General features: G+C 64.0%; 20 protein-coding genes. 17 read left to right on the top strand and 3 right to left on the bottom strand.

Annotated elements, in window-relative coordinates:
- Positions 1–102: 102 nt before the first annotated feature.
- Both VM94_RS07400 and VM94_RS07395 read left to right on the top strand, forming a co-directional pair.
- Positions 103–411 carry a DUF485 domain-containing protein gene (locus VM94_RS07400; protein WP_046682872.1) on the top strand — a complete coding sequence of 103 codons (309 nt, stop codon included), beginning with the start codon at positions 103–105 and terminating at the stop codon, positions 409–411.
- Positions 408–2,090 (top strand): cation acetate symporter, encoded by a 1,683-nt coding sequence (locus VM94_RS07395; RefSeq protein WP_138829107.1) that lies wholly within the window; start codon positions 408–410, stop codon positions 2,088–2,090. The genes VM94_RS07400 and VM94_RS07395 overlap by 4 nt, the downstream gene beginning before the upstream one ends.
- A 64-nt stretch (positions 2,091–2,154) precedes the next feature.
- Here VM94_RS07395 and VM94_RS07390 read toward each other — a convergent pair whose 3' ends face one another.
- A complete protein-coding gene (locus tag VM94_RS07390) occupies positions 2,155–2,610 on the bottom strand; it encodes an RrF2 family transcriptional regulator (RefSeq protein ID WP_046682871.1) in 456 nt (151 codons plus the stop codon).
- Between the two features lie 340 nt (positions 2,611–2,950).
- Between VM94_RS07390 and ppc the strand changes: the two genes are divergently transcribed.
- From ppc to VM94_RS07325, 13 genes are all read left to right on the top strand, one after another.
- A complete protein-coding gene (gene ppc / locus VM94_RS07385) occupies positions 2,951–5,704 on the top strand; it encodes a phosphoenolpyruvate carboxylase (RefSeq protein WP_200899201.1) in 2,754 nt (917 codons plus the stop codon).
- Between the two features lie 99 nt (positions 5,705–5,803).
- The gene (gene gap, locus VM94_RS07380) at positions 5,804–6,814 is read left to right on the top strand and encodes a type I glyceraldehyde-3-phosphate dehydrogenase (RefSeq protein ID WP_046682870.1); all 1,011 of its coding nucleotides are present in this window, start codon (positions 5,804–5,806) and stop codon (positions 6,812–6,814) included.
- A gap of 86 nt (positions 6,815–6,900) precedes the next feature.
- On the top strand, positions 6,901–8,361 hold the full coding sequence (gene pyk / locus VM94_RS07375; protein ID WP_082127612.1) for a pyruvate kinase: 1,461 nt from the start codon (positions 6,901–6,903) through the stop codon (positions 8,359–8,361).
- A gap of 109 nt (positions 8,362–8,470) precedes the next feature.
- Positions 8,471–8,644 carry a hypothetical protein gene (locus VM94_RS28480; RefSeq protein WP_160309279.1) on the top strand — a complete coding sequence of 58 codons (174 nt, stop codon included), beginning with the start codon at positions 8,471–8,473 and terminating at the stop codon, positions 8,642–8,644.
- Positions 8,645–8,705: 61 nt separating this feature from the next.
- On the top strand, positions 8,706–9,188 hold the full coding sequence (locus VM94_RS07365) for a DUF3617 domain-containing protein (protein WP_046682868.1): 483 nt from the start codon (positions 8,706–8,708) through the stop codon (positions 9,186–9,188).
- Between the two features lie 135 nt (positions 9,189–9,323).
- Positions 9,324–9,830: a sigma-70 family RNA polymerase sigma factor gene (locus VM94_RS07360; RefSeq protein WP_046682867.1), complete on the top strand. Its 507-nt coding sequence runs from the start codon at positions 9,324–9,326 to the stop codon at positions 9,828–9,830.
- The gene (locus VM94_RS07355; protein ID WP_046682866.1) at positions 9,827–10,795 is read left to right on the top strand and encodes a FecR domain-containing protein; all 969 of its coding nucleotides are present in this window, start codon (positions 9,827–9,829) and stop codon (positions 10,793–10,795) included. Before VM94_RS07360 ends, VM94_RS07355 begins: the two co-directional genes overlap by 4 nt.
- Positions 10,796–11,045: 250 nt before the next feature.
- Entirely contained in the window at positions 11,046–13,505 is a 2,460-nt protein-coding gene (locus VM94_RS07350; protein ID WP_082127611.1) for a TonB-dependent siderophore receptor, read from the top strand.
- 74 nt (positions 13,506–13,579) lie between these two features.
- On the top strand, positions 13,580–13,948 hold the full coding sequence (locus tag VM94_RS07345; RefSeq protein WP_046682865.1) for a hypothetical protein: 369 nt from the start codon (positions 13,580–13,582) through the stop codon (positions 13,946–13,948).
- Complete coding sequence (locus VM94_RS07340; protein ID WP_046682864.1) at positions 13,945–14,601, top strand: hypothetical protein; 657 nt, start codon at positions 13,945–13,947, stop codon at positions 14,599–14,601. The genes VM94_RS07345 and VM94_RS07340 overlap by 4 nt, the downstream gene beginning before the upstream one ends.
- A gap of 8 nt (positions 14,602–14,609) precedes the next feature.
- On the top strand, positions 14,610–15,068 hold the full coding sequence (locus VM94_RS07335) for a GNAT family N-acetyltransferase (RefSeq protein WP_160309278.1): 459 nt from the start codon (positions 14,610–14,612) through the stop codon (positions 15,066–15,068).
- 346 nt (positions 15,069–15,414) lie between these two features.
- On the top strand, positions 15,415–19,122 hold the full coding sequence (locus tag VM94_RS07330; protein WP_046682863.1) for a PAS domain S-box protein: 3,708 nt from the start codon (positions 15,415–15,417) through the stop codon (positions 19,120–19,122).
- A 13-nt stretch (positions 19,123–19,135) separates the two neighbouring features.
- The gene (locus VM94_RS07325; RefSeq protein ID WP_046682862.1) at positions 19,136–20,131 is read left to right on the top strand and encodes a response regulator; all 996 of its coding nucleotides are present in this window, start codon (positions 19,136–19,138) and stop codon (positions 20,129–20,131) included.
- A gap of 226 nt (positions 20,132–20,357) precedes the next feature.
- Here the strand turns inward: VM94_RS07325 and VM94_RS07320 are convergent, their stop codons facing one another.
- Together VM94_RS07320 and VM94_RS07315 are read right to left on the bottom strand one after the other, a co-directional pair.
- A complete protein-coding gene (locus tag VM94_RS07320; protein WP_082127609.1) occupies positions 20,358–22,217 on the bottom strand; it encodes an esterase/lipase family protein in 1,860 nt (619 codons plus the stop codon).
- An 11-nt stretch (positions 22,218–22,228) separates the two neighbouring features.
- Complete coding sequence (locus tag VM94_RS07315; RefSeq protein WP_046682861.1) at positions 22,229–23,005, bottom strand: DUF481 domain-containing protein; 777 nt, start codon at positions 23,003–23,005, stop codon at positions 22,229–22,231.
- Positions 23,006–23,250: 245 nt separating this feature from the next.
- Between VM94_RS07315 and VM94_RS07310 the strand changes: the two genes are divergently transcribed.
- Positions 23,251–23,937 (top strand): winged helix-turn-helix domain-containing protein, encoded by a 687-nt coding sequence (locus VM94_RS07310; protein WP_046682860.1) that lies wholly within the window; start codon positions 23,251–23,253, stop codon positions 23,935–23,937.
- Entirely contained in the window at positions 23,930–25,294 is a 1,365-nt protein-coding gene (locus tag VM94_RS07305) for a sensor histidine kinase (protein WP_046682859.1), read from the top strand. Before VM94_RS07310 ends, VM94_RS07305 begins: the two co-directional genes overlap by 8 nt.
- The last annotated feature ends 15 nt before the right edge of the window (positions 25,295–25,309 follow it).

Below are 25,309 nucleotides of genomic sequence, written 5' to 3'. Positions count from 1 at the left end.
GCGAGAAAAAACGCTGCCGTAAGGGGCGGGTAAGCCTCGCGCTGTACTGTGAATCCAAGCTCACACAAAAGAGCACGCTTTTACATAACAGGAGGCAACACAATGCATGACGATCTAGTTCAAAAAATCAAGAGCGACCCCAGTTACCATCAGCTGGTCAAGGTGCGTTCCCGCTTCGGCTGGGCGCTGACGGGCCTGATGATGCTCGTGTACTACGGCTACATCCTGCTCATCGCCTTCAACAAGGAATTCCTGGCCACGAAAACGGGCGCCGGCGTGATGACCTGGGGCATGCCGATCGGCCTGTTCGTCATCGTATTTACCGTGCTCGTCACCGGCATCTATGTGCGCCGCGCCAACAAGCAATTCGACGACCTGACCAGCGCCATCCAGGCACGGGTGCAGGCATGAGCGCCGCCAAGCATGCGCTGCGCGGCATGTCTTGCCTGAGTGTCCTGGCATTGCTGGGTGCCAGCAATGCCGCATTCGCGGCCGGCGCCGACCTGGGCCAGGCAGTCAAGCAACCGACCAACTGGACGGCGATCATCATGTTCGCCGCCTTCGTCATCTTCACCCTGTTCGTCACCAAGTGGGCGGCCAAGAAGACCAAATCGGCCTCCGATTTCTACACGGCCGGCGGCGGCATCACGGGCTTCCAGAACGGCCTGGCCATCGCGGGCGACTATATGTCGGCCGCATCGTTTCTCGGCATTTCCGCCGCCGTCTTTTTGAACGGCTACGATGGCCTGATCTACGCCATCGGCTTTCTCGTCGGCTGGCCCGTCATCACCTTCCTCATGGCCGAGCGCCTGCGCAACCTGGGCCGCTTCACCTTTGCCGACGTGGCCGCCTACCGTTTCAAGCAGGCGCCGATCCGCATTTTCTCGGCTTCCGGCACCCTCGTCGTCGTGGCCTTTTACCTGATCGCGCAGATGGTGGGCGCGGGCCAGCTGATCAAGCTGCTGTTCGGCCTCGAATACTGGATCGCTGTTGTCCTGGTCGGTACATTGATGATGATTTACGTGCTGTTCGGCGGCATGACGGCCACCACCTGGGTGCAGATCATCAAGGCCGTGATGCTGCTGGGCGGCGCCACCTTCATGGCAGTGGCCGTGTTGGCGCAATTCAACTTCAGCCCGGAAGCGCTGTTCGCCAAGTCGGTGGACGTGCACGCCACCAAGGAAGCCATCATGGGCCCGGGTTCCTTCATCAAGGACCCGATTTCGGCCATCTCGTTCGGCATGGCGCTGATGTTCGGCACGGCCGGCCTGCCGCACATTTTGATGCGTTTCTTCACGGTGCCGAGCGCCAAGGAAGCGCGCAAATCCGTGTTTTGGGCCACCACCTGGATCGCCTATTTCTACATTCTGACCTTCATCATCGGCTTTGGCGCCATCGTGCTGGTGAGCACCAATCCCGAGTTCAAGGATGCGGCCGGCAAGCTGCTGGGTGGTAACAACATGGCGGCCGTGCATCTGGCCAAGGCCGTGGGCGGCAACGTCTTCCTCGGCTTCATGTCGGCGGTCGCGTTTGCCACCATCCTGGCCGTCGTGGCAGGCTTGACCCTGTCGGGCGCGTCGGCCGTGTCGCACGATCTGTACGCCACCGTCATCAAGAAGGGCAAGGCCACGGGCGCCAACGAATTGAAGGTGTCGCGCGTGACGACGATCGTGCTGGGCATTATCGCCGTGGTGCTCGGTATCGCCTTTGAAAAGCAGAACATCGCCTTCATGGTGTCGCTGGCGTTCGCGATTGCCGCCTCGGCCAACTTCCCCGTGCTGTTCATGTCGGTGCTGTGGAAGGATTGCACCACGCGGGGCGCCAGCATCGGCGGCTTCCTCGGTTTGATCACGGCCGTCGCGCTGACGGTGGTGTCGAAGTCCGTGTGGGTCGACGTGCTCGGTCATGGCGAAGCGCTGTTCCCTTATGCCTCGCCGGCGCTGTTCTCGATGACGGCCGGCTTTGTCGGCATCTGGCTGTTCTCGGTGCTCGACAAGAGCCCCCGCGCGCGCATCGACCGCGCCGGCTACGAAGCGCAGCAAATGCGTTCGGAAACGGGTATCGGCGCGGCAGGCGCCAGCGCGCATTGATATAAGTAGGAGTCGCTGAAAGAAACAATGCCCGGTTCGCCGGGCATTGTTGTTTTTGGCGCGCTTACTTTGCCATGCGCAGGGGAATCACGCCGGCCGCCAGCGCCGGCGCGCCTGGCGTCGCTTCGAGTATCGATGCCAGGGTCACCGTGTCGAGCACGGCCAGGAAGGCGGCCGTGGCCTGGCCCAGCTTGGCCTTCAGCAGGCAATCGGGTGTCAGCGGGCAGGTATTGTTTTCCTTGTTAAAACACTCGGCCATGAAAAAATCGCTTTCCGTCTCGCGCACGACAGTGCCGATATTGATCTCGGCCGGGTCGCGCGCCAGGCGCAGGCCGCCATTCCTGCCACGCACCGTTTCCACGATGCCGGACAGGCCCAGCTGGTGCACCACCTTCATCAAATGATTCTTCGAGATGGCATGTAGGTCGGCAATGTCCTGGATGGTCACGAGGTGGTCGCGGTGCACGCCCAGGTACATCAGGGTGCGCAGGGTGTAGTCGGTGTAGGCAGTCAGTCGCATGGGCTTCGTTCATAAGATGTGGATTACATCCTTGTTTCAGCCGCAGCATACAGGAGAGAGCCGGCCATGTGTGTCGCGCCGTCACTTTTCCGCCTCGAAAGACAAAAGTTGATTGCCTTTCGCTTAAATGCGTAGTAAATTTTCATATTGTTGCCCTGGCAAACAGCTCGCAAGCCCTTGTCGTCCCTTTGGGTAGGATTTTTGTTGATGGAAATCAAGAGGATGGTGAAGCAATAAGGTAAATTTACTACAAATTCGACGATGGGCGTTTCCCGGGCCGGGAAGCGCGTACTACGCAATCTGTGCGGTGCCGCCGTGGCCGCCCCAGGAAATGAATACCATGCAAATGAATGAAGTGAAAGACGAGCTGCTGAGCAGCGATATCCGCCAGCTGGGCCGTCTGCTGGGCGACGCCATCCGCAACCACCTGGGCGACCCCGCCTTCGAGCGCATCGAACACGTGCGCCAGCTGGCCATCCGTTTCCGCCGCGACAATGATGAAGCGGCGCGCGTGCAGCTGTCGGACGCGCTGCAAGCGCTGTCGCAGGAAGAAACCACGCAGTTGACACGCGCTTTCAGCTATTTCTCGCTGCTGGCCAATATAGCGGAAGACCAGCATCACATCCGCCGCACGCGCGCTCACTTGATCGCCGGCTCGCCGCCGCGCCAGGGTAGCCTCAGCTACGCCGTCGGCAATGTGTTTGACGCGGGCAAGGCCGATGCGCTGGAAACTTTCTTTGAAGATGCGTTCGTCAGCCCCGTCTTCACGGCGCACCCGACGGAAGTGCAGCGCAAGAGTATCCAGAATTGCCAGATGGCCATCGCGCGCCTGTTGAGCGAGCGCGACCGCGTGCAGATGACGCCGGAAGAAGCCGAGCAAAACGAAGAAGCGCTGGGCCGCGGCATCGTTACCCTGTGGCAGACGCGTTTGCTGCGCACGAGCAAGCTGTCCGTCATGGATGAAGTGGCCAATGGCCTGTCGTTCTACGACCACACGATTCTGCGCGAATTGCCGAAACTGTATTCTTCGCTGGAAACCATGCTGGCCCAGCGCGATGCCCGCTGGGAAGATGCGGAATTACCGAATTTCATGAAAGTCGGCAGCTGGATAGGCGGCGACCGCGACGGCAACCCGTTTGTCACGGCCGACATCCTGCGCAGCACCCTGCAAACGCAGGCCGACAAGGTGCTCGACTTTTACCTGGGTGAATTGCGCAAGCTCGCTTCGCAACTGTCGCTGGCGCAAATCCTGAACGCATGCAGCGAGCCGCTGCGCGCGCTGGCCGAACGCTCGGCCGATGCGTCGCCGCACCGCGTCGATGAGCCATACCGCCGCGCCCTGCATGGCATCCATGCCCGGCTGGAAAACACACGCGTGGTGCTTTCCGGCAAGGGCAAGCAAGCCGACGGCGTGCAGCCTTATGCTGCGGCAGCCGAACTGCTGGCCGACCTGGACGTGGTCCAGCATTCGCTCGTCAGCAATGGCTTGCGCGCGCTGGCCCGTGGCCGCTTGCGCCAGCTGCGCCGCGCCGTCAAGGTGTTCGGTTTTTCGCTGGCCCCGCTCGACTTGCGCCAGAATTCCGACGTGCATGAGCGCGTCGTGGACGAATTGTTCGCGGGCGCCCAGCCGGGCCTCGTCTACCTGGACCTCGATGAAGAGCAGCGCATCAGCTTGCTGCTGGCCGAGCTGGAGTCGCCACGCCTGCTGACGTCGCCGTATGCGCAATATTCGGAAGAAACCACGTCCGAACTCGACATCTTCCGCGCCGTGCGCGAAGCCCACGTCAAATACGGCAAAGAATCTGTGCCGAACTGCATCATCTCGAAGGCGGCCAGCGTGTCGGACTTGCTGGAAGTGGCCTTGCTGCTGAAAGAAGTGGGCTTGCTGCGCCAGGACAGCCGCGAAGTGGACGTCAACATCATCCCCCTGTTTGAAACCATCGACGACTTGCGCGCCGGCCCCGCCATCATGGCGCGCGCGTTCGGCTTGCCGTTCTACCGTGGCTTGCTCAAGTCGCGCGCGGACCAGCAGGAAGTCATGCTCGGCTACTCGGACAGCAACAAGGACGGCGGCTTCCTGACGTCCGGCTGGGAGCTCTACAAGGCTGAGATCGAGCTGGTGACAGTCTTCAAGGAATATCACATCAAGCTGCGTTTGTTCCACGGCCGCGGCGGTTCCGTGGGACGCGGCGGCGGACCCAGCTACGAAGCCATCCTGGCCCAGCCGGCAGGCGCCGTGCAGGGGCAGATCCGTTTGACGGAGCAGGGCGAAGTCATCACGGCCAAGTATGCGAACCCGGAAGTAGGGCGCCGCAACCTGGAAGTGCTGGTGGCCGCCACCATCCAGTCGACTTTATTGCCGCAAGCGCAGCTGCAACCGAAGGCGTCTGCCGGCGCGGGCCACCTTGCCGCGATGGAAGAGCTGTCCGGCACGGCCCTGAACGCCTACCGCGACCTGGTCTACGGCACGGATGGCTTTGAGCAGTATTTCTGGGAATCGACGGTGATCGCGGAGATTGCGGCGCTGAACATCGGCAGCCGTCCCGCTTCGCGCAAGAAATCCACGTCCATCGAGGATTTGCGCGCCATTCCCTGGGTCTTGAGCTGGGCGCAATGCCGCTTGATGCTGCCGGGCTGGTTCGGTTTCGGTTCCGCCGTGCAAGCCTACCTGGCCGCCCATCCCGCCGATGGCGCGGACGTGCTGCGCGGCATGTACACGGACTGGCCATTCTTTACGTCCTTGCTGTCGAACATGGATATGGTCCTGGCCAAGAGCGACATTGCCATTGCCGGCAAATATGCGGAACTCGTCAAGGATAAAGTATTGCGCGACGCCATCTTCACGCGCATCCACGCCGAATACGTGGCCACCCTGGACGCCTTGAAACTGATCACGGGCCAGGAAGAGTTGCAGCAAGCCAATCCGCTGATGCAGCGGTCCATACGCAACCGTTTCCCGTATATCGACCCGCTCAATCACGTGCAGGTGGAGCTGTTGAAGCGTTTCCGCGAAGGCAAGCAGGATGCGGCGGCGCGCACGGGGATACATTTGTCGATCAATGGGATTGCGGCGGGCTTGAGAAATAGTGGTTGATTCTTTTTAACCCAACGGCAAATGCTGGGGTCAGACCTTAAGGTCTGCCCCCGGATTGTGCACTTGGGTTGGTTTTAAATAAAACATCAAGGAGACAGCATGACCATCAAAGTTGCCATCAATGGCTATGGCCGCATCGGCCGCAACGTCTTGCGCGCGTTTTATGAAGGCGGCAAGCAGCAGGATATCGAGATCGTCGCCATCAATGACCTGGGCGATGCCAAGTCGAATGCGCATTTGACGCGCTACGACACGGTGCACGGCAAGTTTCCCGGCGTCGTCACCATCGACGGCGACAACATGATCGTCAACGGCGACCGCATCCGCGTCTTCGCGCAGCGCGACCCGGCACTGATCCCGTGGGGCGAGCTCGGCGTCGACGTGGTGCTCGAATGCACGGGTTTCTTCACGACCAAGGAAAAAGCGTCCGCCCACCTGAAGGGCGGGGCGAAAAAAGTCATCATTTCCGCGCCGGGCGGCAAGGACGTGGACGCCACCATCGTATTCGGCGTCAACCAGCAGGTGTTGAAAGCCACGGACACCGTGATTTCCAACGCGTCGTGCACGACGAATTGCCTGGCGCCGCTGGTCAAACCTCTCAACGACGCCATCGGCATCGAATCGGGACTGATGACCACCGTGCACGCCTACACGAACGACCAGGTGCTGTCCGACGTGATGCATGAAGACTTGCGCCGTGCCCGCTCGGCCACGCATTCGATGATTCCCACCAAGACGGGCGCGGCTGCCGCTGTCGGCCTGGTCTTGCCGGAACTCAATGGCAAGCTCGATGGTTTCGCCATCCGCGTGCCGACCATCAACGTATCGCTGGTCGACCTGTCCTTTATCGCCAAGCGAGATACGACGGTGGAAGAGGTGAATGCCTTGCTGAAAACGGCGTCGGAAGGCGCGCTGAAGGGCATCCTGACGTACCAGACGGAACCGCTTGTTTCCATCGATTTCAATCACAACCCGGCCTCGTCGAATTTCGATTCGACCCTGACCAAGGTTTCGGGCCGCCTCGTGAAAGTGTCGTCGTGGTACGACAACGAGTGGGGCTTCTCGAACCGCATGCTCGACACGACGGTCGCCCTGATGGCGGCCAAGTAAGAACGTAGTACCGCTGATCCAGCGCACCAGGACGGCCGGCCCACAAGGCTGGCCCTTGTAGCAACTTATTTTAGAAAGCAGCAACCATGACCATGCAAGTACAGCAACGCGCCACCAAGATCGTTTCCACCATCGGCCCCGCTTCGAACGATATCGATACCCTCGTCCGCATGTTCAAGGCCGGCGTCGACGTCGTGCGCCTGAACTTTTCGCATGGCAAGGCGCAAGACCATATCGACCGCGCCCGCATGGTGCGTGAGGCGGCTGCCCTGTGCGGCCGCGAAGTGGCCATCATGGCCGATTTGCAAGGCCCGAAAATTCGCGTCGGCAAGTTTGAAGAAGGCAAGATTTTCTTGGAAAACGGCGCCAAGTTCATCCTCGACGCGAAATGGGGTGAGAACGGCGAACTGGGCAATATCGAGCGCTGCGGCCTCGACTACAAGGAATTGCCGCGCGACTTGCGCGCTGCCGACGTATTACTGCTCAACGACGGCCTGATCGTGCTGACGGTCGACAAAGTCATCGGCAGCGAAATCCACACCACCGTCAAGATCGGCGGCGAATTGTCGAACAACAAGGGCATCAACCGCCAGGGCGGCGGCTTGTCGGCGCCAGCGCTGACGGCGAAAGACATGGAAGACGTGAAAACGGCGATGAGCTTCCAGGCCGATTACGTGGCCGTCTCGTTCCCGAAAAACGCCACCGACATGGTCATGGCGCGCCAGCTGGCCAACATCGCCGGCGAAGCGTGGGACCACAAGCCGATGATGATCGCCAAGATCGAGCGCGCGGAAGCCATTCCTGCCTTGCAAGAAATTCTCGACGCCTCCGACGGCATCATGGTGGCCCGTGGCGACCTGGCCGTGGAAGTGGGCAATGCGGCCGTGCCTGCCTTGCAAAAGCGCATGATCAAGATGGCGCGCGCGTCGAACAAGCTGGCGATTACGGCCACGCAGATGATGGAATCGATGATCGTCAACGCCGTGCCGACCCGCGCGGAAGTGTCCGACGTGGCCAATGCCGTGCTCGACGGCACGGACGCCGTCATGACGTCGGCGGAAACGGCGTCGGGCCGCTACCCGATCGAAACGGTGGAAGCGATGGCCGCCATCTGTCTGGACGCTGAAAAATGGGATACCTGCAAGCTCGATGCCGATTTCCTCAACGCCACGTTCTCGCGCATCGACCAGTCGATCGCCTACGGCGCCCTGTTTACGGCCCACCATTTGCGCGTGAAAGCCATCGCCACTCTGACGGAATCGGGTTCCACGGCACTGTGGATGAGCCGCTGCAACATCGATATCCCCATCGTCGCGCTGACCCCGAGCGTGGGTACGCGCCGCAAGCTGGCCCTGTACCGCAACGTCAGCACCCTGGAACTGACGTCCGGCACGGACCGCGACAAGGTCTTGCAGCAGGCGGAAGATTTGCTGGTGGAACATAAAGTCGTGGCCAAGGGCGACACCGTCGTGCTGACCTGGGGCGAGCCGATGGGCAAGGTCGGCGGCACGAATGCGCTGAAAATCATGAAGATCGGCCAGCACTGATCGTATTGGACCCGTATCCACCGCAATGGCAGATACCCAATCTGCCATTGCGGTGGTCACATTTTCATGTCAGCATGGTTTCCTGCCTTCCAGGGCGCATCCGGAGTTCATGATGACCGCATACCTGCCTGCCTTGATCTGGTCGCTGTCGGCCTTCGCTTGCCTCTTCATTGCCAAACGCCGCTCCTTACGAATAACGGCGATCCGTGCCATCCTGGTGACTTTCCTGGGGCCGTTTGCCATTCCCTTCGTGTTGGTCGCAAGGCCCGGGATGCCGGGCTAAGCGTGCGGCCTGCGCGCGTTCCTCTTTGCTATATTTAAACTTTTAGCTAAAAGGAATGCTCATGAAGCGCAGCACGACCTGGATTCTGATGACTGTTTTCCCCCTGTGCGCGGCCACGTTCGCTTCGGCGGCCGAGCCGGCGCAGCGCTTGCAGCGCGCCACGGGGTTGTGGAAAGTGACGCCCGCCACCTCGCCATTTTCCTGGGAAATCTGCGTCGACCATGCGCGCGACCGCCTGATCGACGACGACCTGTGGTCCGGCTTCGAGCAGGAATGCAAGATCGAGTCGCACAGCCGCCAGGGCGACAGCTACCAATTCGCGTCCAGCTGTCCGGACGCCGGGCTGACCGGCACCTTCAAGGGCGATCTGGCCAAGGCATATACCCTGAGCGCCGATACCACCGTGCAAGTCAATGGCAAGAGCGAGGTGCAGCATACGGAACTGGCGGCCGTGTTCCAGGGAGCCTGTCCGGCTGGGCTGGCGCCGGGCGCAAAGAAAATGCGCGGCGGCATGGTGATGAAGAGCTTGTATACCGACCGCTAGAAGATTGCAGCCACACTGAAACAACAGTTTCCAGGGATAGGCAGGCGCCGGCATTGACGCCGGAGGCCATGATTTGTGATAATGAGAATTATTATCAATTAGCCGCGCCTTGCCTTGCGCGCATCGGAGTCCCCAGTGAACATTGCGCAGTCCAGCGAGTCGATAGCCTGCATCTACAGCAGCCACCACGGCTGGCTGATGCGCTGGCTGCGCGCCAAGCTGCAGTGCGCCGACCATGCGGCCGACCTGGCGCAGGATACCTTCGTGCGCCTGTTGACGGCGCCGCCGGAAGGCCGGCAAACCTTGCGCGAGCCGCGCGCCTACCTGACCACCGTGGCGCAGCGCCTGCTGATCGACCACTACCGGCGCCTGTCGTTGGAGCAGGCATGGCTGGAAACCCTGGCGCAGCAGCCTGAATTGCTGATGCAGTCGCCGGAAGAGCGGCTGCTCGTGCGCGAAGCCTTGCAGCGCATCGACGCCATGCTCGACGGCTTGCCGCCGCTCGTGCGCAGCGCCTTCCTGCTGGCCCATGTCGATGGCCTCGGCTATGGGGAAATCGCCCGGCGCCTGGCCGTGAGCGAGCGCAGCATCAAGCGCTACATGGTGCAGGCGTTCGAGCGCTGCATCCTGCTGATCCTGTGAGCGGGGCCATCGATCCCAGCGCGGCACGGGCGGCGGCGCAATGGCTGGTGCGCCTGCATGGGGGCGCCTTGACTCCGGATGAACAGCAAGCATTCCAGGCCTGGCGCGCCAGCGATCCCGCGCATGAAGCGGCGTGGCAGCGGGCCGAGCTGGTGTGCAGCACCCTGGCCAGCGTGCCGCCCGCATTGCGCCAGACGGCGGACGCGGCGCCGCAGTCGCCGCAGCGGCGCGCCGTGCTCTACGGCCTGGCCGGGCTGATCGCGGCCGGCCCGGCGCTGTGGCTGGCCAGCCAGTCGGCGCCATGGCAAGCGTGGCGCGCCGGCATCCGCACGGCCAGGGGTGAAATCCGCCACATGGCATTACCCGACGGTACGCAACTGGTGCTCAATACGGACACGGCCATCGACGTGCGCTTTGACGACACGGCGCGGCAAGTCTTGTTGCATGCAGGGGAAATTCACGTCGCCACGGCGCATGACAGGTCCATGCCGGCGCGGCCTTTCCTCGTGCGCAGCAGCAATGGCGCCGTGCGCGCGCTGGGCACGCACTTCAGCGTGCGCCACCTTGGCACCGTGCTGGCGCCGCGCACGCAGGTGAGCGTCAGCGAGGGCGCCGTCGAGATTGCGCCATCGCAAGCGCCCGACGCCTCGCGCAGGATCGGTGCGGGCCGGCAGGGCAGTTTCGATGACCGTGCCGTTTCTGCCTTGACGCCGCTGGCGCCACACGCTGCCGGCTGGCTGCAGGGCGTGCTGATCGCCGAGCGCATGCCGCTGGGCGAGCTGCTGGAACAGGTGGCGCGTTACCGGTACGGCGTGCTGCGCTGCGATCCCGCACTGGCGGCCATGCCCGTGGACGGCATCTTCCAGCTGAACGATCCGGACAACATCCTGCTCCTGCTGCAGCGATCCTTGCCGATCCGGCTGACGCGCCGCACGCGCTACTGGATCAGTGTCGAGGCGGCATGAGCTAGTCGTCTTACGCATGCCGGGTCTTGTAGGTCAGCTTAGCCCGCAGGGCGTAAGCCGACAGGCGATGCGGGCTGGCCTTGTCGGCTTACGCGTGGCTGCGCCCCGCCAAGCTGGCAAGCGCCACTATTTGCATTTCCCCTGTCCCTTTTTCCGGATTGCTTCGTCATACAAGGTAGAGAACGAACAATCCGAACCATCGAAAGGGCTTTACATGGCTTTGCAGCACCGTAACTTTACAGCAGCACGCATGACGCTCCATCCCACCACCGGCGCCGTGCGCGCCGCGCTGGTCTTGCTCCTCGCCGTAGGTGCCACGGGCGCCGGCTTGCCGCAAACGGCGCTGGCCGCCGAGGCCAGCCCGGCCGCCACCGTGCGCGAGTACAGCATTCCCGCCGGCAGCTTGCGCGATGCGCTGGCCTCGTTTGCCATCGCCGCCGGGATCAACCTGTCCACCCAGGGCGTGGCGCTCGACGGCTTGGCGACGCCGGGCTTGCAGGGGCGTCATGGCGTCACGGCCGGCCTGCAAAAGCTGCTGCAGGGCAGCGGCCTGGAAGTGGCGGACGGCGGCAATGGCAATTACCTGTTGCGCAAAATGAATACCGGCACGGTCGACGGCGGCCTGGCCAGCATGCCCGCCGTCGTCGTCAGCGCCGAGGCCGACCGCGCCACGGAAGGCACGGGTTTATACACGTCGAGGAATATGTCGACGGCGACGGGCTTGAACCTGTCGCAGCGCCACACGCCGCAAACGGTCAGCGTCATTTCGCGCCAGCAGATGGAAGATTTCGATTTGACCACCTTGCAGGACGTGGCGCGCGCCACGCCTGGCATCTATGGCAAGACGCAGGGCGTGTCCGACCAGGAAACCACGTATTTCGCACGCGGCTTCGCCTTGAGCCACGTCAACGTCGATGGCTTGCCGCTGGACGTCACGGGTTTCAATGAGCGCAACGTCTCGGCCGACATGCTGATGTACGACAGGGTGGAAGTGGTGCGCGGCGCCACGGGCCTGATGGAAGGGGCGGGCGCGCCGTCGGGCAGCATCAACATGATACGCAAGCGCCCCACGGCCACGCCCTTGCTGAACGCCTCGGCCCACCTGGGCAACTGGAAGGACAAGCAATTGACGGTGGACGCCAGCAATGCGCTGAATGCGTCGGGCAGCGTGCGGGGGCGTGTGGCGGCCAGCTGGCGCGACAGCGACAGTTTTGTCGACGTGGTCAACAACAGGAACAGCACCGTGTATGCGATCGTCGAGGCGGACCTGACGCCATCGACCACGGCCGGCATCGGTTTTTCGCGCCAGCACAGCCGCACCGATGGCGTGTTCGTCGGCTTGCCGACCTTGCTTGACGGCCGTCACATGGACTTGCCCCGCTCGACCTTCCTGAACAATGCCGCCTCGTTCCAGAAGCGCGACAACAACGTCGTCTTCGCCGACCTGGAAACGCAGCTGGAGCAGGGCTGGCGCAGCCGCTTCGCCATCACGCGTATCGACGCCTCTTCCAGCACGCGCAATACCACCAACAGCCGCATCGATGGCGAAATATACAAGCTGAACCAGTCGGAAACGGGCTGGAAGTACAACACGGAGCAAGTGGTGGCCGACTGGCGCCTGAGCGGCCCCGTCACCTGGTTCGGCCGCCAGCACGACGTGATCGTCGGCGCCAGCTACCGCCATGACGACTCGGACGCGGGCCAGAGCTGGGAAGGCGCTGCCACGCGCGTGATCGATATCCGCCAGTGGAATCCGTATGCCTACCCGATGCGCGGCGCGCCGTTCGAGCCCTACAACTGGGGCCGCAAGACGGACGAGAAGGGGATTTATGCGGCTGGCAACTTCAGCCTGGCCGATCCACTGCGCCTGGTGCTGGGTGGGCGCTTCGGCTGGTATGCGCAGGATGTGACGGGCTGGTATGCCACCAACCCCGCCTGGCGCCGCGGCCTGACGGAAAATGCGAAATTCACGCCGTACGCGGGCCTCGTCTACGATGTGGACCGGCATCACTCCGTGTATGCGAGCGGTACGCAGATCTTCGAGCCGCAAAGTTCGCTCGATGTACGCGGCAATACCTTGCCGCCGTTGAGCGGCACCAACCTGGAGGTGGGCGTCAAGGGCGAGTATTTCGGCGGCCGGCTCAACGCCAGCGGCGCGCTGTTCCGCATCAAGCAGAATAATCGCGCCATGGCCGACGAGCTCAATTGTCCCACGGGCGGCGCCATCTATTGCGCCCGCGCGGCCGGGCAGGTGCAAAGTGAAGGCGTCGACTTGCAGGTGTCCGGTTCGCCATTGCCGGGCTGGCAGATCGCGGGCGGCTACACCTATGTACTGGCCAAGTATACGAAGGACAGCGTGGCCGCCAACATCGGCCAGCGCATCGCCACGGACGAGCCGAAGCAATTGTTCAAGCTGATGACGAACGTACAGCTGAGCGGCAGCCTGGCGCAGTGGAATGTGGGCGCTTCCGTCTACGCCCAAGACAAGATATACCGCCGCGACACGGCTTACCTGACGCGCCAGGGCGGCTACGCCATCGTGGGGTTGACGGCCGGCTACCGCATCAGCGAGCAGCTGCAGCTGCGCGTGAATATCGACAACGTGCTGGACCGCCGCTATTACCAAGGCCTCGGCTACGCGTGGTCGGGCGGGCTGGAACGCTACGGTGCGCCGCGCAGCGTGCTGCTGTCCTTGCACTACAAGATGTAGCCGTTGCGCCAGCAGAGCGCGCCAGGCCAGGCGGCTCTGCTACACTGCCGCCGTCTTTATCTTTTCACTTTGCCATGATCGCTACTCCTGTCCTCACGCCCCTGAAAAGCGCTTTCCAGCAATCGCGCACCGAGAATAACATCGAGCTGATCCTGCCCGAACTGCTGGCCGCCCAATTGCACGTCGTTATCGGCGGGCAGAGCGAGCAGATCGACCTGTTCCTCGTGCCGTCGCCCAATCCCGAGCGCCAGTGCGTGACGGTGGCGGAAGACCTGGCCTTCCTGGCCGGCATCGCCTTTCCGAAAATTCCCGTGACGGGCGCGCAATTGGTCGCGTCGATTCCGGCCGAGATCGAAATCGTCATCCTGCACGGCGATGGCGCCAATTACCTGACGCGCGAGCAACTGGCATGGTTCCGCGGCATGCTGGCGCAGCATACTTGAGCGGCATTCCCGCCAGGCGCTTGAACCCGGCGCGCGCGGAATGGATACGCTTTGCGGCGGCCGACGATGCAAGCTCGCATGCGGCGATGATGGCCAATCTGCGTCCCGTGCTGTCGCGCAGCGTGCTGCTAGGGGGCTGCGCCCTGATCTTCGCCTTTGTCGGACAAGCCGTCTGGCGCGACGTGGCGTACGCGGGCGAGGCAGTGCTGCTGCTCCTGCCGGCGCTGGCCGCATGGATCGTCGGACTGATCCTGTTGCCGGGCCCCAATCTGTTTTTTCATGTCGAGATCAACGACGCTGGCCTGTTGCTGCGCCGGGTGGCGCGGCGCCTGCCCGGCCATGACAAGGTGCTGCAACTGGAGCTGCGGCAGATCCGCGCGCTGGAAGTGGTCAGTTACGCGGGCGCGGTGAATGTCTACCGCGGAGGGCCGCCGATGGCACGCGTGGAGCTGCTGCTGCACACGACCCTCGACGATTACCCGCTGATCCGCGTGGTAGGCATGGATCTGCCCGTGCCGCAGCGTTTATCGTTGCGGCAGATCAAGGACGAGCTGAGCCGCCGCTGTGCGCTGGCCGGTATCCCTGTGGCCGTGCGTGCCGGTCCGACCTATCAGGAATCTGCCGCGATACGCGCGCAGTGGCCGCCAGCATGAGGAAGGGCGTGAGCATCAACGCGGTCTTGACCCTGCGTCCCGTCTGCGCGGCCAACGCCGACGCCGTCATCGGGCTGCCGCTGCATGCGGCGCAACGCGATTTTATTGCCAGCAATGCCGAGTCGCTGGCGCTGGCCGCCAGCCACGCCAACATGCACCCGCGCGCCATCTATGCCGGCGACGAACTGATCGGCTTTGCCATGTACGCGCTGCCGGGCAGTGCGGGGCGGCAGGATACGCACGTGTTGTACCGCCTGATGATCGCGGCGCCGTGGCAGGGCCAGGGATTGGCCCGCGCGGCGCTGGCCCTGCTGCTGGACGAGATGCGCTCGCGCGGGGCGGGCAGGGTGGTGCTCTATTACGTGCCTGCCAATGCGCGCGCCCGGCAACTGTACGCGCAGGCCGGTTTCGTTGAAACAGGACTCGATGGGGATGGCGAGATGATGGCCGAGCGCCTGCTTCCCTGAACTTGTGGCATCGTGGCCGCAAAATGGTTTTCTTTTGGCAACTATATTGCTGAAGTCCTATGAATATTTTCGCAAAGCAACTATACTCATGGCTCTTTAAAAAATCATCGTCACGCTGGCGGCCAGACATCCGCGCCAGAGTTCGTACGCATTCCGCTTTTTCCCTCTGAAAAAGCACCTTTCCCCCGCGCGGCAGGCGCGGGCGTGATGACCGAGCCTTGCCCTGGTCGACTGCTACCGTTGTCATTTCCGCTGTGTTGCCGCTTTAGTAAAAAGCCTGGCGCCGGCGCGCGGTGCGCCGTCATGTTTTGCGACGTTAGGTTTCACTCTCTTATGCCACGACAGTATGCTTAGTTCCATCTTTGCCGTATCGACCGATACCATGCAGTACATCTATGGCACGCACAATGCCTGGCTGGTGCTGTTTTCCATCGGTATCGCCATCTTTGCCTCGTTCATGGCCCTGCAGATCGCCGGCATGGCGCGCAGCAGCGAGCGCGGCTTCCAGCGCCAGACGGCCATCATCACGGGCGCCATCGCGCTAGGCGGCGGCATCTGGTCGATGCATTTCATCGGCATGCTGGCCTTCGACATCTGCACGCGCGTGTCCTTCGACCCCGGCCTGACCTTGCTCTCCATGCTGCCCGGCATGGCCGCTTCGTGGGTGGCGCTGCACATGCTGGCGCGTCCGAGCATCAACTGGCGCCAGCTGGTGGTGGGCGGCATGCTCGTCGGCGTGGGCATCGGCTCCATGCATTACAGCGGCATGGCCGCCATGCAAACGTCGCTGGCCCTGCGCTACGAACCCTGGCTGTTCGCCCTGTCGCTGCTGGTGGCAGTCACCATGGCCATGCTGGCGCTGTGGGTGCGCTTCGGCTTGAGCGCCATGCGCCAGCGCCTGAGCCCCCTGGCGTCCTTGCTGCTCAGCAGTGTGGTGATGGGCCTGGCCATTTCCGGCATGCATTACACAGGCATGCTGGCGGCGCGCTTTTCCGGCACGCCCACGGCGGGCGAGAACACGATCACGGTGCAGGCCTCGTTCGTGGCCCTGGCCGTGGCCCTGATCACCGTCACCTTGACCGTCTTCGTGGCCGCCGCGAACGGCTTGCTGCGCTACCGCCAGCTGCTGCGCCACGCCAGCGTCAGCGAATCGCGCCTGCGCGCCATCGTCGACACGGCGGCCGATGGCCTGATCACCATCGATGGCCAGGGCAAGGTGCGCTCCTTCAATCCCGCCGCGGAAAGCCTGTTCGGCTGGCGCGAAGCGCAGATCGTGGGGCGCGACGCCAGCGTGCTGCTGCAGCCGGCCGACGCGGCCGAATATGAGGGCTATCTGCGCGATTACCTGGAAACGGGCGCCTCGCGCATCCTCGACAGCGGACGCGAACTCGATGGCCGCCACAAGGATGGCGCCGTGCTGCCCATGCGCGTGGCGATCGGCAAGATCGATGCGCCGGGCCAGCCCTTGTTCGTGGCGTTTGTCACGGACATGCGCTCTTCACGCAGCATGGAGCAGGCGCTGAAAGACAGCGAACGCCAGTACCGCACCCTGATCCGCAATATCCCCGGCGTGTCCTTCCACTGCAGCTTCGCGCCCGAATGGAAGATGATCTTCATCAGCGACGCCGTCTTCAATCTGACGGGCTGGCTGCCGCAGGACTTCGCCGAAGGGCGGGTCAGGCTGTTCGACCTCGTGCACCCGGACGACCGCCAGCGCGTCAACGACACCTGCGTGCAGGCGGCCGGCGAACGGCGCGATTTCGAGAACGTCTACCGCATGATCCACCGCGACGGGCGCGAGCGCTGGGTGCGCGAAAGCAGCGGCCCCGTGCTCGATAACGACGGCGTGGTGCGCTGGATCGACGGCGTCATCCTCGACATCACGGAAAGCGAATTGCGCAACGCCGAATACGAAGGCAAGGTGACGGCCATCTCGCGCGCGACGGCCGTCGCCGAGTTCGACCTGCAGGGACGCATCCTGGCGGCCAACCAGAACTTCCTCGACCTGACCGGCTACCAGCTCGAGGACGTGCTGGGCCTGCACCACAGCGTGTTCTGCGAGCCGGGCTACGTGACCTCGCCCGACTACGTCGCGTTCTGGCAGCACCTGGCGCAGGGCGAATTCAATACGGGCGAGTACAAGCGCATCGGCAAGCATGGCAAGGAAGTGTGGATACAGGCCTCGTACAACCCGATCTTCAACACGGATGGCAAGCCGTTCAAGGTGGTCAAGCTGGCCACCGACGTCAGCGAGCGGCGCGCCATGCAGGAAAACCTGCGCGCGGCGAAAGACCGCGCCGAACTGGCCGCCGAATCGAAGACCAGCTTCCTGGCCAACATGAGCCATGAAATCCGCACGCCGATGAATGCCATCATCGGCTTTACGGAAGTGCTGCTGGGGACTGCCCTGGACAGCCTGCAGCGCCGCCATCTGGGCACGGTACGCCAGTCGGCACGTTCGCTGCTCGAGCTGCTGAACGACATCCTCGACATGGCCAAGCTGGAAAAAGGCGCCACCGAGCTGGAACTGGTGGACTTTTCGCTGCCGGACCTGGTCGACCACGTGGCCGCGTCCCTGCGCATCACGGCGCATGCGCGCGACTTGGTGCTGCATGTCGATGTCGACCCCGGCATGGGCCAGTTCTTCCTGGGCGACGCGCGCCGGGTGCAGCAAGTGCTGACGAATTTGATCGGCAACGCCGTCAAGTTCACGGAAGTGGGCCATGTGCGCGTGGCCGTCGGCATGCAGGGCGAGCAGGTGCATATCGCCGTGCACGACACGGGCATCGGCATTCCCGCCGACCGCCTGGACAAGATCTTCGCGCCGTTCACGCAAGCCGATTCCTCGATGAGCCGACGTTTTGGCGGCACGGGTCTGGGCACGACGATTTCGCTGCAATTGGTCGAACTGATGGGTGGCACCATCACCGTGGAAAGCACCCTGGGCGTGGGCAGCGTGTTCCACGTGCTGCTGCCGCTGGCGCCGGGCAAGGCCGTGTCGCGCCGCAGCGAGCAGCCTGTGGTGGCCTTGCCGCCGCTGCGCATCCTGGCGGCCGACGACGTGCCGCAGAACGTGGAGCTGCTCCTGATCAGCCTGGGCGCGGCCGGTCACCAGGTGATCGCCGCCAGCGATGGCGAGAGCGCTGTGCGCGAGTTCAGCAAGGGCAGCTTCGACGTCGTCCTGATGGACGTGCAGATGCCGCGCATGGATGGCCTGGAAGCGACGCGCCTGATCCGCGTGTACGAGCGCGAGCAGGGCCTGACGGCGACGCCCATCATCGCCCTGACGGCCAGCGTGCTGGAGCAGGACCGGCGCGCCGCGCAGACGGCCGGCATGAATGGTTTTGCCTCGAAGCCGCTGGAAATGCACAAGCTGACGGCGGAAATCGCCCGCCTGCTCGATATCGCCGTGTCCATGCCGCCGACGGCGGCCGGCGCGGCGGCGCGTGCGGCCACCGGCCAGGTGGACTGGCAGCGCGGCATCGCCCTGTGGGGCGGCCGCGAAGCCTTGCAACGGGCGATTGGCCGCTTCGTGCAAGCCAATGGCGACTGCGCCGCCATGCTGGCGGCAGAACTGGAGCGCGGCGGCAGCAGCGTGGCGGGCCACCTGCTGCACCGTATCAAGGGCGCGGCGGGCAACCTGTGCCTGGTGCAGATCGAAAGCCTGCTGGGACGCATCGAGCAAGCCATCTCGCGCCAGTTGCCGGCGACCGAATTGCTGGTGCAATTGGCCGCCGCCTTCATGGCGCTGGCCGGCGAGCTGGAAGAATCGGGTATGCCGGCCGTGGCCGTGGGTACGCCGGCTGCCGGCGCGCCACTCGATGCCGACGCCGCCGGTGCCTTGCTGCGGCAAGCCATCGCCAGCCTGGAAGGCGGACAGCTCGACGACGCCCTGATGGCGCAGATCGCGGCCATGCTGGCGCCGCACGGCCAGCAGCCGCGATTGCAGGCGCTGGCCAGCGCCATCGACGACTTTGAATTTGCGCGCGCCGCAGGCGTGCTGCGCCAGCTGCTGGCGTGGCTGGAAGCGCCTATGCCTGCCGACCTTTCCTGATATTGGGCTTACGATGACCTTACACGAAGATAAACCGATCCTGCTGCTGGTCGACGACGAAGCGACGAATCTGCAGGTGCTGCGCCAGATTCTGCAGGACGATTACCGCCTGCTGTATGCCAAGGATGGCGAAAAGGCGCTGGAACTGGCGCAGAACAATCCCGTCGAACTGATCCTGCTCGATATCATGATGCCCGCCATGACGGGCTATGAAGTGTGCCGTCAACTGAAGGCGATGCCGGCGACCGCCTCCATCCCCGTCATTTTCGTCACCGCCCTGTGCGACGTGAAGGACGAGGCGGACGGCTTTGACGCGGGCGCCGTCGACTACATCACGAAACCGGTCAGTCCGCCCATCGTGCGCGCCCGCGTGCGCACGCATCTGTCGCTGGTGGACGCCGAGGAATTGCGTCGTTCGCGCCTGCAGGTGATCCAGACCCTGGGGCAGGCGGCCGAATACAAGGATAACGAGACGGGCATGCACGTCATCCGCATGAGCTACTACGCGCGCCAGCTGGCGCTGGCGGCCGGCTACAGCGCGGGCAGGGCGGAAGACCTGCTCAACGCGGCGCCCATGCACGACGTGGGCAAGATCGGCATCCCCGACGCCATCCTGCAAAAGCCGGGCAAGCTCGATGCGGACGAATGGCAAGTCATGCGCCGCCACGCGGAAATTGGCGCGGCCATCATCGGCGAGCACGCAAGCGGCTTGTTGAAAATGGCGCGCACCATCGCCCTCACGCACCACGAGAAATGGGACGGCAGCGGCTATCCGCAAGGCTTGAAAGGCGAGGAAATCCCGCATGAAGGCCGCATCGTCGCCATCGCCGACGTCTTCGACGCCCTCACCAGCGAACGTCCGTACAAGCGCGCCTGGACGATCGACGAAGCCATCGCCACCATGCAGCGCGACAGCGGCACGCACTTCGATCCTGAGCTGCTGGCGCTGTTCGTCGAGCAGCTACCGGCCATGCTGGAGATCAAGGACAAGTGGCGCGAGCCGGTGTGATGCTGGCGCTGCCCAAAGTGAAGCTAACAATGTTGTCGGATTACGGCTCCGCCTAATCCAACCTACGGTTGCCAGCCCATCCATTGGCACCAGTCGGGTAGGTCGGCTTAGCGCGGAGCGCGTAAGCCGACATCACCATGGGCGTGGCCAATAATGTTGTCGGATTACCGCCTGCGGCCTCGGCGGCCCCGCCTGATCCGGCCTGCGCTGCTATCGCCTTGGCGACTTAATCCGGCATGCGTAGTATGCGCCGTATCTCCAGGATCGCCTGCGGGCTTTCCTGCACGCTGTGCCACGACGGGATGACTTTTTCCGACAGGGCGCCATCGAGGTGGGCGCTGGCGTAGGGCACCACGCCGTCGCTCGATTCCGCCAGCGGCAGGTCCGGCGTGTCGTTGCCCATGATGGAGTAGTAGCGCACGTTCGGGCTGATGGGCAGGTCGGCCACCAGGCGCACGAACGGGTCCTTGTCGCTGAGGTTATCGATGCTGTTGGGGATGCGCAGCGGTTCGCTGCTGCCCGTGTCGAGCTGCGCCAGGCTGCCGGCCGCGTCCGACAACTGGTCGAGCATGGTGATGGGCAGCGTGACGAGGTTGGCGATCCAGCGCGCCACCTTGTGGTTGGCGAACGAGGTGCCGCGGTGCGGCGCGGCGATGAAGATGGCGCGGTTCACCTGCGGCATGGCCGTGAAATTCAGGTAGGGCGCCAGGCCGGCGCGCACTTTTTCCGCTTTCTTGCCCTTCAAATTGTATTCTTCCGTGATGGCGTCGAGCAGGGTGTTGCTGGCGTCGGAGACCATCAGGCGCGCCAGTACGCCGCCCATGCTGTGGCCGATCAAGACCATGTCGTTCGCCGCGTCGGCCTTGGCCGAAGGGTCGAACTGCGCCAGGGTTGCGTTCAGCGCCTTGCGGATGGCGGCGTTGTTGGCCGCCAGCGGCGCATTGCTCGGGTAGTACACCTGCCAGATCTGGTAGCGGCGGCGCAGCTGTTCGTCGCCCATCAGTTCATTTGCCACGTTGATCCACGCTTCCGGGCTGCTGGCCAGGCCGTGCAGCATGACGATGGTGCGCTTGTTCGGGTCGTAGGGCTGCATCAGGTGCACCTGCGGGCGCGAAATGCCGTCGGCGCTGCCGAACAGGGTGCGCAACGCCTGCACGCCGAAGCCGGAACGGGCCAGCCACAGGCCATAGCCGGCCGTGAAGTTGGCTGCCACGGGCAGTTCCTGGCCCGCCATGCGCGTCGATTCGCTGCGCGTCGGGTCGACCAGCATCACCAGCAGCTGCTGCGTGGCCAATACCTCCTGCAGGCTGTTGCCATCGAAGCGGATCAGCGCCGTGACGACGGGGAAGCGGCTTTCCTGGAAGGCCGCGTCCCTGGCTCCGGCGGGCTTGGGCATGACGGCCACCAGGTCGGCGCCGAAGCCGTCGCGCCGGTACACATTGCGCAGGCCGGAAAACGTCAGCGAGGTGGCCGGCAGCAGTTCGTCGGGCAGGGTGCCGTCGTCGGGCAGGCGCAGGGCCGACAGTTCGCTGTCGATCTGCCAGCCGGCGACGCGGATCACATGGCCGTCCGGGCGATATTCGCCGCGGTGGCGAAACAGGTTGCCGACGGCCTTTTGCACGGCATAGTTATAGTAGTCGCGGATTTGCGTCTGGCGTTCCTCGAAGGCGCGCTGGCCCGGCGTGCGCGTCGTGTAGAACAGGTAGGCATACGCGTAGCGGGCCGATTCGAGCCAGGCGGCCAGGCGTTCGGCGCTGGGGTGGCCACCCTGCTTTTCTTCCGCCAGGGCGCTTTCCAGCCACAATTCGGACAGGGTGGCCAGGCGCTGTTCGTCGCTGAGCAGCTCGGAGCGGGCCAGGTCGGCGCGGCAGCTGCCCGTATTGGCTTCGCAGGCGGCGATGTCGCTGCCGATGATGCGCAGCACCTCGCTGGCCGAGGCGCTCAGTTTGCCCGTCGTGAGGATGTCGCCGCGCCGCTGCTGCAGGTAGTCGGCCGGCGAAATCGCGCTGACGGTGACGGCGGCGCAGCCGCTCAGCAGCGCCGCCGCGCACAGGAGGGCGCATACGCGCAGACGCCGCATCAGCATGGGGGCGCGTCCTAGAACGAGTAGACCAGGGTCAGCGAGGTTTGCGTATCCGTGTTCTTCTTGTCGTCCGGTACGCGCGTGTCGTTGCGGGCGCTGAAGGCGGCCTTCATCTGCATGGTGCCGTTGATTTTTGTGCTGAGGGCCGTTTCGGCGATCGAGTGGGTGTTCGAGGTGCCTCGTTCCACGCTGACCGTCTGGGTGAACATGGCCGACTGGCTGATCTTCCACTTCATGGCGGCCGCGCCGCGCACCGTCAGGCCGTGTTCCGATTCGCCTGCGTCGTTGGTGCCGCTGAAATAGCCAGGACCGAATTCCACGTCGACGCTTTTGTCTGTCGACTGGTACCAGCGCGAGCCATGACCGACGGCCAGGGTCGAGTACTTGGTGTAGGCGCCGAACTTGTCGTTCACGTGCGAGGCCAGGACGAAGAGTTTTTCATGGTCGGCCATCAGTTTGTAGGCGGCCTTGGCGGAAGCGGAAAAGCGTTCGGCCGAGCGTTCGCGGATCTTTTGTCCATCGTCGTTCGTCGTTTCGTCTTCCTTGAAGTAGCCGCTGAAAATGTACTGGTTGCTCCAGTCATCGAGTTCCTGGCGCGCGTCGATCTTGCCCGTGACGGAGGTGCCGACCGTGTTGCCGGAAGTGGTGATGGCGCCCAGTTCGGCGGAAGTGCTCCAGCTGCCGATGGGGATTTCATCGAACAGCATGCTTTGTTTGGTATCTGCGGCGGTGGCGCTGCCGCAGCTGATGGCCATGGCCAGCGCCAGTGCGAGAGAGTGGGTCGATTTCATGGCTGTATTGGTCTGTGGCGCGCGCCTGGCGCGCCGGATGTTCGTTAGTGGCAGTGATGGCTATAGAGGCCGCGGCAAGCCGGGAGGCGCCGATAAAACAGGGGCGCAGGCGCGCGGCCAAACAATGTCGAGGTCGTATTGTACCCGACCCTGTCATCGCGCGCCGCACGCGGCGGGACTGGCAAGTGGCGCGCGCCTGGCGTATGCTGCGCCTATTTGCTGCCTGATCTTTACAAGGAAATCCCGTGCGCTGCCTGGTCATCGAAGACGAAGCCGAAACTTCCCGCTATATCTGTGCCGGCCTGCGCGAGGCCGGCCACGACGTTACCGCTTGCGACAATGGCATCGACGGCATGCGCCTGGCCTGCGGCGAAGACTGGGATGCGCTGGTGCTCGACCGCCTGCTGCCCGGCGAGATCGACGGCCTGGCGATCGTCGCGCGCCTGCGCGGCATGGGCAGCAACACGCCCGTGCTGGTGCTATCGGCTCTTTCCAGCGTCGACGAGCGTGTGCGCGGCCTGCGCAGCGGCGGCGACGATTACCTGTCGAAACCGTTCGCCATCGCCGAGCTGCTGGCGCGCATCGAGGCGCTGCTGCGGCGCGCCGCGCCCGTGCCCGAATCGACGCAGCTGCAGGTGGCCGACCTCGTGCTCGACATGCGCACCATGCGCGTGACGCGCGCAAACCGGCAAATCGCCCTGCAGCCGCGCGAATTTCGCCTGCTCGAATACCTGATGCGCCACCAGGGCCAGTCCGTCACGCGCGCCATGCTGCTCGAAGCCGTGTGGGACTACCATTTCGACCCGCAGACGAACGTCATCGACGTGCAGGTGAGCCGCTTGCGCACCAAGGTGGACAAGGAATTTTCGCCGCCGCTGATCCACACGGTGCGCGGCGTCGGCTACACGCTGGGCGTGATCGACAGTGCGTAACTGGCACCGCTCGATCGCGGCCCGCCTGGCGCTCGGCTATGGCGTGCTGGTGGTCGTGTCGATCAGCATCGTCTGCGCCGTGTTCTATTTCGGCACCATCGGCGTGCTCGATCGCAGCGTGGACCGCAAGCTGACCCTGCTCTCGGAGCGCCTCGCCGCGCTGTACCAGCAGGGCGGCAGCAGCCGCACGACGGCGGAAATCGCCCATTTGCTGACCGACCGCACCGACAGCGACACGGAGATTTTTTTGCTGGTGGACGCCGATGGCCGCCGCGTGGCAGGCAATCTGTCGTCCTGGCCCGACGTGGGCAGCCCAGTGGGCCGCCTGCTGCACCGCGACGTCACGCGCGAAGGGCGCAGGGTGCCCGCGCGCATGCTGATCCGCGACCTCGATGGCGGAGCGCGCCTGTTCGTCGGGCGCGACATGGAAGAGGGCAGGTCGATCCGCGCCTTGGTGCTGCGCTCGCTGGCCTATGGCGGCGGGGTAGCCATCCTGCTGGTGGTGGCGGGTGCGTGGCTGTTTCGCCGCCAGCTCGAGGCGCGCATCGGGCAGATTCGCCGCACGGCGGGGGAAATCGAGGCCGGCGACCTGAGCCGGCGCATTCCCGTTTCCAGCGAAGACGAATTCGGCTTGCTGAGTCGCGACATCAACCGCATGCTCGACCGCATCGAACACTTGATGGAAGGCGTGCGCCATGTGTCGAACGCCATTGCGCACGACCTGCGCACGCCGCTGGGGCGCATTCGCAACAAGCTCGATGGCGCCTTGCGCCAGCAGCAGGGCGTGGCAGGCTACGAAAGCGCGGCGCAGGCGGCCATCGACGACATCGACGACCTCACGCGCGTGTTCGACAAGCTGCTGCAGATCGCGGCGGCCGAATCGGGCATGCGTCCCGAGAATTTCGACGATATCGACTTGCAGCAGATCGGCGCCGACATCGTGGAAATGTATGAAGCGACGGCCGACGAGCAGGGCGTGCTGCTGGTGCAGATGTATGGCGAGGGCGTGCCGGCGCGCGGCGACCGCAACCTGCTGGGCAGTGCCCTGGCCAGCCTGGTCGACAACGCCATCAAATATGCGGGGCGGGGCGCCACGGTGGAAGTATCGGCCGGCAGCGATGAACACGGCAGCTGGCTGGCCGTACGGGACAACGGCCCCGGCGTGCCGGCTGAAGAACTGCCGAAACTGACGCAGCGCTTTTACCGGCTCGACAAGAGCCGCCATTTGCCCGGCAATGGCCTGGGCCTGTCCATCGTGGCAGCCATCGCGGCCCTGCATGGCGGCAGCCTGGAGATCGAGGATGCGGCGCCGGGCTTGCGGCTGCGTTTTAGGCTGTCAGGTTTTGTTGTCCGCTAAGCCGTTCTTGTTGTC

The sequence above is a fragment of the Janthinobacterium sp. KBS0711 genome, assembly GCF_000988085.1.
GTDB lineage: Bacteria > Pseudomonadota > Gammaproteobacteria > Burkholderiales > Burkholderiaceae_D > Janthinobacterium > Janthinobacterium lividum_E.
Note: the sequence above shows the minus strand (reverse complement) of the source record. Positions and strands in the feature narration are given on the sequence as shown.